This is a genomic window from Campylobacter sp. 1569 (assembly GCF_024723675.1).
Taxonomy (GTDB): Bacteria; Campylobacterota; Campylobacteria; order Campylobacterales; family Campylobacteraceae; genus Campylobacter_D; species Campylobacter_D jejuni_C.
Genome location: NZ_JANQDB010000022.1, coordinates 1 through 12,277, shown reverse-complemented (window position 1 = coordinate 12,277; position 12,277 = coordinate 1). Strand labels below are relative to the sequence as shown.

General features: G+C 31.6%; 14 protein-coding genes and 4 tRNA genes. 12 read left to right on the top strand and 6 right to left on the bottom strand.

Annotation, left to right across the window (positions count from 1 at the left end; genetic code table 11):
• Window positions 1-514: cache domain-containing protein (locus CAMP5060_RS07750; RefSeq protein ID WP_337218172.1), on the bottom strand; the 514-nt coding region annotated here is incomplete at its 3' end.
• A gap of 309 nt (window positions 515-823) precedes the next feature.
• Between CAMP5060_RS07750 and CAMP5060_RS07745 the strand changes: the two genes are divergently transcribed.
• The 4 genes from CAMP5060_RS07745 (at window position 824) to CAMP5060_RS07730 (ending at window position 1,210) form a co-directional block, all read left to right on the top strand.
• Window positions 824-898 (top strand) — tRNA-Gly (locus CAMP5060_RS07745).
• 10 nt (window positions 899-908) lie between these two features.
• A tRNA-Leu gene (locus tag CAMP5060_RS07740) sits at window positions 909-997 on the top strand.
• A 16-nt stretch (window positions 998-1,013) separates the two neighbouring features.
• A tRNA-Cys gene (locus CAMP5060_RS07735) sits at window positions 1,014-1,087 on the top strand.
• 35 nt (window positions 1,088-1,122) lie between these two features.
• A tRNA-Ser gene (locus CAMP5060_RS07730) sits at window positions 1,123-1,210 on the top strand.
• A gap of 73 nt (window positions 1,211-1,283) precedes the next feature.
• On the opposite strand, the gene ilvD is transcribed toward CAMP5060_RS07730, so the two are convergent.
• Complete coding sequence (gene ilvD, locus CAMP5060_RS07725) at window positions 1,284-2,960, bottom strand: dihydroxy-acid dehydratase (protein ID WP_337218171.1); 1,677 nt, start codon at window positions 2,958-2,960, stop codon at window positions 1,284-1,286.
• Window positions 2,961-3,093: 133 nt separating this feature from the next.
• Here ilvD and CAMP5060_RS07720 point away from each other — a divergent pair, with 133 nt between their 5' ends.
• Window positions 3,094-4,446, top strand: a complete 1,353-nt coding sequence (locus CAMP5060_RS07720; protein WP_391527402.1) for a Na+/H+ antiporter NhaC family protein — start codon at window positions 3,094-3,096, stop codon at window positions 4,444-4,446.
• A gap of 22 nt (window positions 4,447-4,468) precedes the next feature.
• Here CAMP5060_RS07720 and CAMP5060_RS07715 read toward each other — a convergent pair whose 3' ends face one another.
• From CAMP5060_RS07715 to CAMP5060_RS07705, 4 genes are read right to left on the bottom strand one after another with little or no spacing between them, the layout of a single operon-like run.
• Window positions 4,469-4,867: a hypothetical protein gene (locus CAMP5060_RS07715; protein WP_087700490.1), complete on the bottom strand. Its 399-nt coding sequence runs from the start codon at window positions 4,865-4,867 to the stop codon at window positions 4,469-4,471.
• 9 nt (window positions 4,868-4,876) lie between these two features.
• Window positions 4,877-5,110: a phospholipase A gene (locus CAMP5060_RS08380; protein ID WP_251813754.1), complete on the bottom strand. Its 234-nt coding sequence runs from the start codon at window positions 5,108-5,110 to the stop codon at window positions 4,877-4,879.
• Window positions 5,074-5,274: a hypothetical protein gene (locus CAMP5060_RS08375; RefSeq protein WP_250325634.1), complete on the bottom strand. Its 201-nt coding sequence runs from the start codon at window positions 5,272-5,274 to the stop codon at window positions 5,074-5,076. The genes CAMP5060_RS08380 and CAMP5060_RS08375 overlap by 37 nt, the downstream gene beginning before the upstream one ends.
• Window positions 5,237-5,836: a molybdenum cofactor guanylyltransferase gene (locus tag CAMP5060_RS07705; protein WP_261545400.1), complete on the bottom strand. Its 600-nt coding sequence runs from the start codon at window positions 5,834-5,836 to the stop codon at window positions 5,237-5,239. Before CAMP5060_RS07705 ends, CAMP5060_RS08375 begins: the two co-directional genes overlap by 38 nt.
• Window positions 5,837-5,878: 42 nt before the next feature.
• On the opposite strand from CAMP5060_RS07705, the gene CAMP5060_RS07700 reads away from it, so the two are divergent.
• The 7 genes from CAMP5060_RS07700 to CAMP5060_RS07670 all read left to right on the top strand — a co-directional run.
• The gene (locus tag CAMP5060_RS07700; protein ID WP_337217585.1) at window positions 5,879-7,183 is read left to right on the top strand and encodes an NFACT RNA binding domain-containing protein; all 1,305 of its coding nucleotides are present in this window, start codon (window positions 5,879-5,881) and stop codon (window positions 7,181-7,183) included.
• A 2-nt stretch (window positions 7,184-7,185) separates the two neighbouring features.
• On the top strand, window positions 7,186-7,506 hold the full coding sequence (locus tag CAMP5060_RS07695) for a hypothetical protein (protein WP_087700493.1): 321 nt from the start codon (window positions 7,186-7,188) through the stop codon (window positions 7,504-7,506).
• Window positions 7,507-7,517: 11 nt separating this feature from the next.
• On the top strand, window positions 7,518-8,246 hold the full coding sequence (locus CAMP5060_RS07690; RefSeq protein WP_087700494.1) for a phosphatidate cytidylyltransferase: 729 nt from the start codon (window positions 7,518-7,520) through the stop codon (window positions 8,244-8,246).
• The gene (gene dxr, locus CAMP5060_RS07685; protein ID WP_214136344.1) at window positions 8,243-9,322 is read left to right on the top strand and encodes a 1-deoxy-D-xylulose-5-phosphate reductoisomerase; all 1,080 of its coding nucleotides are present in this window, start codon (window positions 8,243-8,245) and stop codon (window positions 9,320-9,322) included. Before CAMP5060_RS07690 ends, dxr begins: the two co-directional genes overlap by 4 nt.
• Complete coding sequence (locus CAMP5060_RS07680; RefSeq protein WP_087700496.1) at window positions 9,319-10,707, top strand: M99 family carboxypeptidase catalytic domain-containing protein; 1,389 nt, start codon at window positions 9,319-9,321, stop codon at window positions 10,705-10,707. Before dxr ends, CAMP5060_RS07680 begins: the two co-directional genes overlap by 4 nt.
• Window positions 10,704-11,711 (top strand): tRNA (adenosine(37)-N6)-threonylcarbamoyltransferase complex transferase subunit TsaD, encoded by a 1,008-nt coding sequence (tsaD, locus tag CAMP5060_RS07675; protein WP_214136346.1) that lies wholly within the window; start codon window positions 10,704-10,706, stop codon window positions 11,709-11,711. The genes CAMP5060_RS07680 and tsaD overlap by 4 nt, the downstream gene beginning before the upstream one ends.
• The coding region (locus tag CAMP5060_RS07670) for a type II secretion system protein (RefSeq protein WP_337218170.1) at window positions 11,708-12,277 on the top strand (570 nt) is incomplete at its 3' end. The genes tsaD and CAMP5060_RS07670, both read left to right, overlap by 4 nt.

Genomic DNA, 12,277 nt, shown 5'->3' with positions numbered 1-12,277 from the left:
TTGTTAGCATTCTATCTTTGTCTTCGTGGAAAACTATTGTTCCTTCTTTGTCATACACACCTGCATAAGAGCTATCAGAATGACCCATTACAAGTACATCTTTTGCAAAAGTATGAAGGTTATAATCACCCCCAATCACTGCTAAAAGTTTTCCATTAATATATACTGGTGCTGTATATGAAACAGTTATAGAATCATCTTCTATACTTTTATATGGATTAGATACAACTAGCTTCCCTTCTGCTTTAGCTTCTTGATACCATGATCTTGTTCTAGCATCAAAACCTGTGGTTTCAGGACTTCTTATTATTCTGTTGGATTGATATAGTTTTCCATCATTATCAAAACCTACATATACTACATTAAATCCAGCAGATTCTTTAATTGTTTCAAGAATATCAAACAATTCGTTTGTGTTAACTTGCGGATTTTTTTGTATAAATTTAACTATAGATTCAATTGCATTCCTTTTGCTTTTTGAGTATATTTCATAAGCTGAATTGACATCTAGCATAGTTTTTGTTTGAATTGCTTCAAGATAATAGGCGGTGTTTTTTTTAGATTCATAATAGCTAATTATATTTACAACTATTAGTATAATTGCTATTAGAAAACAAGCTATCATAGTTAGCTTATTAGATAAACTGTTAAATTTAAACATTTATACTCCTTGTGTAATTTTGATCGTGTATTTTACTGCTGAAAAAATTAGAAAAAAATAAAATTAATTCTTTTTAAATAGAAAAATTATGACGATTACAAGCCAATGTTAAGTGCATTTTATGTGTATTTAAGTTTTAAATTGTATAATTTCAACTTATTTGCGGGAATAGCTCAGGGGTAGAGCACAACCTTGCCAAGGTTGGGGTCGCGAGTTCGAATCTCGTTTCCCGCTCCATTAATCACCCGCCCGGGTGGTGGAATTGGTAGACACAAGGGACTTAAAATCCCTCGGAATTTTTCTTCCGTGCCGGTTCAAGTCCGGCCTCGGGCACCACTTTTTGGTAACTCAAGGCGACATAGCCAAGCGGTAAGGCATGGGCCTGCAAAGCCTTGATCTCCGGTTCGAATCCGGATGTCGCCTCCAATGCGATGTTAATACTTGATATTTTTATTCTTTTACGGGAGATGGCTGAGTGGTCGAAAGCGGCGGTCTTGAAAACCGTTGAGGGTCACACCTCCAGGGGTTCGAATCCCTTTCTCCCGGCCACTTTAACATAATTTTTCATATTTGTTTTACATTTAAAAAGATATTTCTTAATTTCTTAAAGAAATTAAGAAAATTATTCTAAGTCCAAAACACCACCCTTGCTAGCATTACTTACAAGTTTTTGGTACATTTTAAGCCATCTTGAATTTACTTGCTTATGAGGTATTTTAAAATTTGCTTTGCGTTTAGCGATTTCATCTTGGGTTAATTTTACATTAATATTATAAGCATCTACATCAATTTCTATCTCATCACCATCTTCTAAAAGCGCTATAAGTCCACCTTCAGCAGCTTCAGGAGAGATATGTCCTATGCTAAGCCCTCTTGTAGCCCCACTAAAACGTCCATCTGTTATAAGTGCTACTTTAGCACCGAGTCCCATGCCTGTAAGCAATGAGGTTGGACTAAGCATTTCTTGCATACCGGGTCCACCTTTTGGTCCTTCATAGCGTATTACACATACATTGCCTTCTTTAACTTTGCCTTTTATAATGCCTTTAATGGCTTCTTCTTGAGAGTTAAAACAAACTGCTTTGCCTTTGAATTTACGCTCGCCCATGATACCTGCAGTTTTTATCACACAGCCTTGCTCGGCTAAATTTCCAAAAAGCACAGCAAGTCCACCTACATTTGAATAGGCATTGTCTATTTTTCTTATAATATTTTCATCTTTAATGCTAGCAGTTTCAATGCGTTCTTTTAAAGTTTTTCCACTAATATCTAGAGTGTCAAGTTCTAAAATATGGCCTGGTTTTTTAGCTATTTCAGCCATTACCGCACTCACTCCACCTGCTTTGTGTATATCTTCCATATATATTGTGTTTAAAGATGGAGCGATTTTGGCTATATGGGCCACATTAGCACTGATGTGATTAAGTTCTTTTATATCCAAATTTACACCCGCTTCATAAGCAATGGCAAGCATATGTAAGATAGTATTTGAGCTTCCGCCCATAGCCATATCAACAACTAAAGCATTGCTAATGGACTTTTTAGTGATGATATTGCGAATTTTAAAATGCTCATCTAGTGCAATTTCACAAATTCTACGCGCAGCTTTTCTTAAAAGTTCTTCTCTTTCTTTGCTAAGTGCTAAAATAGTTCCATTTCCTTCAAGTGCTATACCCATAGCTTCACATAAAGTATTCATAGAATTTGCAGTAAACATGCCCGAGCATGATCCCCCGCTAGGACAAGCTTTACATTCTATATCTTTTAAATCATCTTCATTGATTTTTTTAGCCTCATAAGCACCCACTGCTTCAAAAACAGAACTTAGACTGATTTTTTCTCCATGTTTATTTACCCCAGCTCTCATAGGCCCACCACTAACAAAAATAGTCGGCACATTAACTCTTAAAGCTCCCATGAGCATACCTGGAGTGATTTTATCGCAATTTGGGATACAAATTAGTGCATCAAGTTGGTGCGCATTCATCACTGTTTCAATAGAGTTTGCAATGATTTCACGACTTGGCAAAGAATAAAGCATACCATCATGCCCCATCGCTATACCATCATCCACACCTATGGTGTTAAATTCAAAAGGAATGCAACCATTTTTACGAATTTCATCTTTAATGATTTTTGCATATTCATTTAAGAAAAAATGCCCAGGAATGATATCTATATAGCTATTTGCCACACCTATAAAAGGCTTGTTAAAATCATCATCATTTAAACCACATGCTCTAAGTAAAGAGCGATTTGGTGCTTTTAAGTGTCCTTTTTTGATCGCATCACTTCTCATTTGTATCCTTTTTAAAGTAAAAACTATCATTTTATGCTTTTATTTTGCAATTTTTGCTTAAATTTTTTAAACTTAAATGGTATTTTAAAGAAAATTATTTAAAATGTGCAATTATTTTAATTTAAGGAATGTAATGCTTTTAACTAATCCGGTGTTTATAGGCGTTTTATTAATGACGCTTTTGTGCTTTTTTAGGTTTAATGTTTTGCTTAGTGTTTTGCTTTCTGGACTTTTTGTAGGCATTTGGTCTAAATTTATGAATGTAGAGCATTTGACATTGATAGAGTTTTTTACTCAACTTCCACAAGCTATGATGGATTCTATGAAAGTTTTAATCGATGGTATGCAAGGAAATTTACAAACAGCACTAAGTTATATTTTGCTTGGAGCGGTAGCTGCTGCTATATCAAAAACTAATCTAACAGCATATTTGATTAAAATAGTTTCGCATTATATTTCACATAAAAAATATTTACTTATACTTTCTTTAGCGCTTATTGCTTGTTTTTCACAAAATTTAATTCCTATCCATGTAGCTTTTGTGCCTTTATTGATTCCGCCTTTGTTGAAACTTTTTAATAAATTAAAAATAGATCGCAGGGCTATTGCTTGTGCGTTAACTTTTGGACTTACCACACCTTATATGGTCGTGCCTTTGGGATTTGGGCTTATTTTTCAAACTTTGCTTGTGGATAATTTAAATTCAAATGGAGTGCAAATTAGCCTAGGAGAAGTTTCTCAAACTATGGCTTTTGCGGCTATTTGTATGTTAGTTGGTTTATTTTTGGCTGTGTTTGTATTTTATGCTAAACCAAGAGAATATCAAGAAGAGCAAATTGCCAAAGTGGATTTTGAAAATTTAAAAATGAGCAAAAAAGAGTGGGGTGTTTTAGCTGGTCTTGGATTGACTTTGATTTTACAAATTTTAACGCACAATTTACCTTTATCAGGGCTTTTGGGTTTTGTGTTGATGGTGATTTTAGGTGGAGTAGAGTATAACAAAGTTAATCTGGTTTTTGATGATGGGCTTAAAATCATGGGTTATATAGCTTTTGTAATGCTTGTTGCTTCGGGGTATGGAGAGGTTTTAAAACAAAGTGGTGGTATAGCTGAGCTTGTAAAAACAAGTGTGCCTTTTATGGAGCAAAGTCACTTTTTAGCTATTTTTATCATGCTAGCTATAGGGCTTTTAATCACCATAGGCATAGGTAGTTCTTTTGGTACTATTCCTATCATTGCTGCTTTATTTTGTCCTATATGTATAGAGCTTGGTTTTTCACCTGCTGCGATTATTTTTATCATCGGCGTTGCTGGAGCTTTAGGTGATGCAGGATCACCTGCTAGTGAAACGACTTTGGGGGTGAGTGTAGGGCTCAATGCAGATAAGCAAGGCGATCATATCAAAGATACTTGTATACCAACCTTTTTGTGTTTTAATGGCTCTTTGCTTATATTAGGTAGTGTTATAGCGTTTTGCTTGCTTTAATATTAAAAGTCTTAAAAGACTTTTAATATTCAAATTCTTCCATATAACCACAATCAATTGTAAGAATTTTCATTTGGAATGATTTTATAAACTCGATTATAGGTTCAACTCCACCATAAGGAAAAGAAACGGGGTAAAAATATAATTTGGCAATATTTTCCTCTATTTTTTCTATGGAATGAAAATAATATTCTCCATTTCCTATACAATCAAAAATATCATCAAGTTCCCAGCAATCTTTGCTTGAGAAATATTCTAATTCTTTTTTGCTATAAAAATTATATATACTTTCATCTGTGTATAAATCTTCTATTTGTAAATTTTCATCTTTTAAAATTTTAATATAATTAAACAACTCACATAATCTTTTAAAAGACTTTTCATTATTAATGATAAACTTAATAAAGCAAAATTTTTCCATTTTAATATATTAACAAAATTCCACTTGAGAATCTACTCGAAGATTTATTATACTCAATAAGATTCTCACCGTAGTTCCATGCCCACTTATAGGAAAATTGATGAAAAATTCAGGCAAATAATTAGTCTCTCTAAAAAGCGATGAATGTTCATAAAGTTGCCACCATGAAATTTGTGTATAGCCTATGTTGTAACTTTCATTTAAACTTAAAAGATTTTCAAAAAAGGTTTTTTTAAGACTAATTTGAAATTTAGGCTTTTATAATCTTTTTTGCTAAAACTATAAGAAACAAGCATAAAATAACTAAGATTATGCGTGCTAATACCAAAAGGATTGTATGATTTTTCTGTGCCAAGATTTTTTAAAGCACTAAAAGCACATAGTATAGGTAGAATTGTCTTTTTCACGAAGCCACTTTTTGTATTCATTAAAATAATTTAAATTTATAAATTCATTTTCATTTTCAAATTCTATAAATTCTGCTTTTATTGTATCACAAAAAAAGGCTAGTTTGTGGTTGTTTTCTTGTAAAAATTGCAAAGTTTTTCCAAAAATTCTACCATGATAAAATCCACATAAATAATGCTTGTGTTTTTTTGTACTTGCTAAGAGTATATTTTGTGATTTTAGATGATCAAAAAGCTTGTAAAAACTTTCTTTGTTTATGTTTGGAGTATCCACGCTAAGGATAAATACATAGGTATTTTTAAAATGTTTAAGTATGGAATTTAAGGCAATGAGTGGGGAGTAGTTGTTTAAATCTTCATCTAAAATAAGTGCTAAGTTTTTTTGATGAAATTTATCTTTTTTGCTGCTAATAAAAACTTGGGTGAAAATCCTTGACATTTTTTCATACTGATAAAGAGTTAAGTTTTTATCATCTACTTGTAATAAGCTTTTATCTTCTCCCATGCGTGAAGACTTTCCACCACATAAAATCACACAAGGATAGGGAATTTTTTCACTCATAAAAAACCTCATAAATTCATCAAAATATTTTATAATATATTTATGAAATATACAGATTTAATACAAATAAAAGATTATTTTAAACAATTTCAAAGACTAAATTATCTCAAACGCCTTGATGATAATATCTTAGAGCTTAGCTTAGATCATCAAGCTTTTGTACTAGACTTAACGCGTGGAAAAAGTGGAATTTACCAAGATAAACTCCAAGCAAAAGTCTATAATGCACCTTTTGATTTTATGCTAAAAAAATACTTCTCTAATGCAAAGATTTTAAATTTAGAAGTATTAGAAAATAATAGAATTTTATCTTTTGAAGTTTTATCAGAAAAATCTTACAAAGCTTATGGAGCTAAGATTTATTTTGAATTTACAGGAAAAAACACCAATGTAATCATCACAGACGCCGATGATATTATCATAGAAGCTTTGCGTCATATAGATAAAAGCTACCGCGTTGTAAAAATAGGCGAAAAACTTCAAGCACTAAGAGCTTATGAAATCAAAGAAGAATTTATAAAAATTGATGATTTTAATGCATATTTTAAAGAAAGTGCTAAAAAGTTACAGCAAGAGCGCATAAAAGATATTAAAGAAAATAAACTTTTAAATGTAGATAAAAAAATCTTTACTCTTAAAGAGAGTATAGAAAATTTAGAGCAAGAAAGTGATTTATTAAAAAAGGCTCAAGAATTAAGCCAAAAAGCAGATGTTTTATTTGCTAATTTAAATTCTTTAAAAGATTATCAAAGAGAATTTATTTTACAAGATTTTAATGCAAATGAGCTTGCTTTTAATCTCGAAGATACTCCTAAAAACAGTGCGAATGAATTTTATAAAATGGCAAAAAAATTAAAACAAAAGGCTAAAAATGTCAATATAGAAAGAGAAATTTTAAGTGAAAAACTTGATTTTTTAATAAATTTAAAAGACTTAATTGTTAAAAGCACTTCTTTACGAGAATTAGAAGTTTTAATGCCTAAAAAAACTAAAAAAACTAAAAAAGAAGAACTAAATGTGGGAGTTAGCAGCTTTTATTTTGATGAGTTTAAAATCAGCGTAGGACGCAATGAAAAAGCTAATGAATATTTGTTAAAAATAGCTAAAAAAGATGATATTTGGTTGCATGTGAAAGATTATCCTAGTGCACATGTGATCATTACTTCAAATAAATTAAAAATAAGTCAATTAGTGCTAGAATTTGCAGCAAAGCTTTGTGTGGAATTTTCCAAGCTAAGCTCTGGAGCTTATTTGGTCGATTATACGAGTAAGAATTTTGTTAAGGTGAGAGAGAAGGCTTTTGTAAATTATACAAATTATAAGACTTTAAGCATTTTAAAGGAGTAAGTATGCCTATAAGTCCCATAGGTGGCATTCATTTTGCTAACCAAAATGCGCCAGTACATTCAGCACAAGCAAGTAACGAATTAGCAAAAGATTCTTTTGCAACTTTAGTAAATATGAGTGAATTTCAAGCAAAAGAAAAGGCAGTTGAAAAACTTGAAAAAGTTAATCAAACTCATGAAGTAAGTGATGAAGTAAAAGAAAGGCAAGAGGAAGAAAAAAAGCATTCTAAGCATCATCAAGAACAAGAGCAAGAAGATGAAGAAGAACAAGAAGAACAAGAAGTAGTTAAAAAAAGTTCTCATTTGCTTGATTTAAGTATATAGAAAGGATAAAAATGTTTTCAAAGACAAGAATTCTTAGTGCTATTGTGATGATAGCTGTGATAGCTGTTGTTGCTTTAGTGGATAATTTTTTGATTAATTTTGCTATTTTTGGTGTTTTATTGTTTTTGGCATTTAATGAAGCAAAAGCTATGTTTAAAAGCAAACATGCAAGTGCTTTTGTAGCTTTATGTATTTTTGCAATAGGAGCATTTTTAGACAAACCTTTCTTTATAGGCCTTATGGCTTTGATTTTGATTTTGGGATATTTAGTTTATAAAAAAAGTGAAAATTTAAATGAGCTTATGCCTTATATATATCCTACTTTGCCTATTTTAATGCTTTATCAAGTATTAAGCTATGAGGGTATGTTTGTATTGTTTTGGCTTATAGTGATTGTTGTTGCTTGTGATAGTGGAGCGTATTTTATAGGAAAACTCATTGGTGAGAGAGCTTTTTCTCCAACAAGTCCAAATAAAACTTTAGAAGGGGTTGTGGGTGGCATAGTTTGTGCGGGGATTTTAGGAACTATCATAGGCTCTTTTGAATTTAGCTTGGTAAAAAGTATTTATATATCTTTAATCGTAGCTATTTTTGCTGTGATAGGGGATTTACTTGAGAGTTATTTTAAAAGACAAGCAGGTATTAAAGATAGTGGTAATTTAATCCCAGGACATGGGGGAGTTTTAGATAGAATTGATGCTGTTATCATTGCAGCATTTGCAATGGCAACTTTAGTATGATTGTACTTGGAAGCACGGGAAGTATAGGGGTTAATACTCTTTTTATCGCTAAAGAAAAAAATATAAGCATAGAAGCTTTATCTTGTGGTAAAAATATCAAGCTTTTAAATGAGCAAATAGCTCTTTTTAAGCCTAAATTTGTATGTATTCAAGATGAAAAAGATAAAACCTTAGTTGATCATGATAATGTTTTTTGTGGCCAAGAGGGCTTAAAAGCGATGATAACTGAGTGTAAAAGCTCTTTAGTGGTAAATGCTATAGTAGGTTTTGCAGGGTTAAACTCAAGTCTTATGGCGCAAAAACTTGGCAAAACCTTAGCCTTAGCAAACAAAGAAAGCCTAGTAGTAGCAGGGAAATTTTTTGACACTTCTAAGATTAAAGCCATAGATAGCGAACACGCAGCATTAAAGTGTTTGATAGATAAAAGAAAAGATATTAAAAAGCTTTTCATCACAGCAAGTGGCGGGGCTTTTTATAATTATAAAATCAAAGATTTAAAAAATGTCAGCGTAAAAGAAGCCCTTAAACACCCTAACTGGAGTATGGGGACTAAGATCACCATAGATAGTGCTAGTATGTGCAATAAGCTTTTTGAAATCATTGAAGCTTATCATCTTTATGGTATTAAGCAAATAGATGCTTTGATAGAAAGAAAATCTTTAGTGCATGCTTTGTGTGAATTTAAAGATGGTGGTATAAGCGCGTATTTTTCTCATGCAAATATGCGTTTATCTATAGCTCAAGCGATTTTAGATGAGCATGATCAAAGCTTTATAGAAAATTTAGATTTACTAGCCATTTCAAGTTTAAAATTTGAAAAAATTAGTTTAAAAAAATATCCTATATTTTCACTCAAAGATGAACTTTTGAAAGAGCCTGATTTAGGTGTGATTATAAATAGTGCAAATGAGTATATGGTGTATCAATTTTTAGCCCAAAAAGTGCAGTTTTTAGATATAGCCAAGGGCATTTTTAAAGCACTAGATCATTTTGGTGTGCCAAAGATTAACCAAATTGAAGATGTTTTTGAGTACGATAAACAAGTAAGGCTTTATTTAAACAAGGAAGTGAAGTGAGATATTTTTTAAGTGTTTTGATTTTTATAAATGTGGTTTTTGCTTTAGAATTTAGTGTTAAAGAAAAAGGAAAAAGTTTAGGTGATAACAACACAGTTTTAATCCTTGGAGGTATGCAAGGAGATGAGCCAGGTGGATTTCATGCGGCTAGCTTGCTTTTGAGTGATTATAATATCACTAAAGGTAAAATCATCGTTGCGCCAAATTTGGCTTTTGAAAGTATTATCGCTAGAAATAGGGGAAATTTTGGAGATTTAAATAGAAAATTTGCTCATATAGATGAAAGTGATCCTGATTTTCACACCATAGAGCGTATAAAAAAGCTTATTTTGGATCCTGAAGTTAATATGGTCATAAATTTACATGATGGAAGCGGTTTTTATAGACCACAATATGAAAGTAAGGATAAAAACCCAAACCGCTGGGGTAACACTAGCATTATTGATCAAAGTGAGGTAAATTCTACTAAATATGCAGACTTAGAAAGTATAGCTAAAGAAGCGGTGGAAAATATCAATAAAGCTTTGGTAAAAGAAGAACACCAATATCATTTAAAAAACACCAAAACCCAAGAAAGTAATGATAAAGATATGTTAAAGGCTTTGACTTATTTTGTAGTGTCAAATCACAAAGCGGCCTTTGCTAACGAAGCGAGCAAAAATTTACCAACACATTTAAGAGTGTATTATCATCTTTTGGCGGTGGAGTATTATTTAAAAAAGGCAAATATAGAATTTCAAAGAACTTTTGATTTAACTCCAAATGGAGTTTATAGAGCTATTGAAAAGCCTTTAGAAGTAAGACTTTTTAATGATAAAATTTTACTTTATCTTGACAAACCTACTAATGCTATAAATTTCTTACCTTTCCCTGTTAATCAAGCTTTAAATTATGAAGCAAGCAATGAAATTACAGCTGTGATTTCAAATGCTAATTCATACTCAGTCAATTACGGCAATCGCTTGCAAACAAGACTATATCCTGAATACTTTGAATTTTCAAATGCTCTAGATAGTGTTGAAATGATAGTAGATGGAAAAAATATACAAACAACTTTTGCTCAAAAAATTATGGTAAAAAATAGCTTTAAAATTCCTTCTATTGTGGGTGTAAGAGTTAATGTTATAGGTTTTGATAGAGGCATTGATGAAAGTGGTATAGAAATTAGCAAAAATCAAATGCAAAGTCGTTATTCTTTAGATAAAAAAAGAAAAATTTATAGAGTGGAATTTTATGAGTTAAAAAATGCAAATTTAACCAATCAAGCTTTGGAAAAAAAGACAAATTTTAAAGAAATTAAAAAAGCAAACATACCTGTAAAAGTCATAGAAAAAGCAGAAGAAAAAGACAAATTTATCGGTATGATTTTAGTGGAATTTCAATGAAAAGCTTAATCCTTGCTATAGAAAGCTCTTGTGATGATAGTTCTATTGCTATTATAGATAAAAATAGCTTTGAATGCATTTTTCATACAAAAATTTCTCAAGAAAATGCTCATAGTGTTTATGGAGGGGTGGTGCCTGAGCTTGCAGCAAGATTGCACAGTGAAGCCTTACCTAAAATTTTAGAAAAATGCCAAAAATACTTTGATAAGCTTTGCGCCATAGCAGTTACAAATGAACCTGGTCTTAGTGTGAGTTTGATAGGTGGGGTTGCTATGGCTAAAATGCTTGCTATTAGTTTAAATTTACCACTCATAGCTATCAATCATCTAAAAGGGCATATTTACTCTATGTTTTTAGATAAAAAAGCTAGTTTTGATATGGGTGTGTTGCTTGTAAGTGGTGGGCATACTATGGTGCTTTTTATCGATGGGCAAGGTAAAATCACAGAGCTAGCAAGAACAACCGATGATAGCTTTGGAGAAAGTTTTGATAAAGTAGCTAAGATGATGGATCTTGGATATCCTGGTGGAGCTATCATAGAAAATTTAGCTAAAAATGCAAAAGAAAGTGATTTAGAATTTAGTATACCTTTGCTTCATTCTAAAGACTTAGCTTATAGCTTTTCAGGACTTAAAAACCAAGTGCGTTTGGAAATTTTAAAAGAAGAGTTAAGCTTAGAGCGTAAAAGTAAAATCGCCTTTGCATTTCAAAAAGCAGCTATAGCTCATATTTTAAACAAGTTAGAAAAAATTTTTAAAGAGTATAAATTTAAACGCTTTGGTATAGTAGGTGGAGCTAGTGCAAATTTAAGCTTAAGAAGTCAAATAGAGCATTTATGTCAAAGCTATCAATGCGAGCTTTTGCTAGCTCCACTTGAGTATTGCTCAGACAATGCTTTGATGATAGCAAGAGCAGCTTGTGAAGCTTATGAGCGTAAAGAATTTGTAAATATAGAAGATGATCTTATAAGCCCTAAAGTAAAAAATTTACAAGGTGTGTTATGAAAAAGGCTTTTACTATTATAGAGCTTGTATTTGTGGTAATTATACTTGGAGTTTTAGCTGCGGTTGCCCTGCCAAAATTTAGCACAAGTAAAGATGAAGCAAGCACGGCTCAAGCTTTGGGAAATTTAAAAACTTTTATCAGTGATATAAGTGCTTATGTATTAAAAAATGAAAGTCTTTCAAGTATAGCTTTAATGAGTAATGTAGCAAATATAAAAAATGAAGACTTATCAAATTTACAAAATTCTGCCAAAGAGCTTGATTTTAGCGTGGGAAATGATGAGCAGTGTTTTAAAGTGCTTTTTGTGGATAAAGAAAGTGTTTTGCTTTTGGCATTTATAGTTGATAATACTCAAAAAAGCAAAGCCCAAAATATAGCAGATTTAAAAAATCAAGTCTTGAAAGATCCTAAAAATCAAAGCATAAAAACTCAATTAGACGAAGCGTTAAATGCTTTTAGCCAAAGTGAGCTTACAAGCACTTCAAAGTCTAAGGCTTGTCAAAGTCTAATTCACTCTAAAGCTTTTAAGGATTTAGCTACTAGGGTGTATTTTTTAAGCGGCACC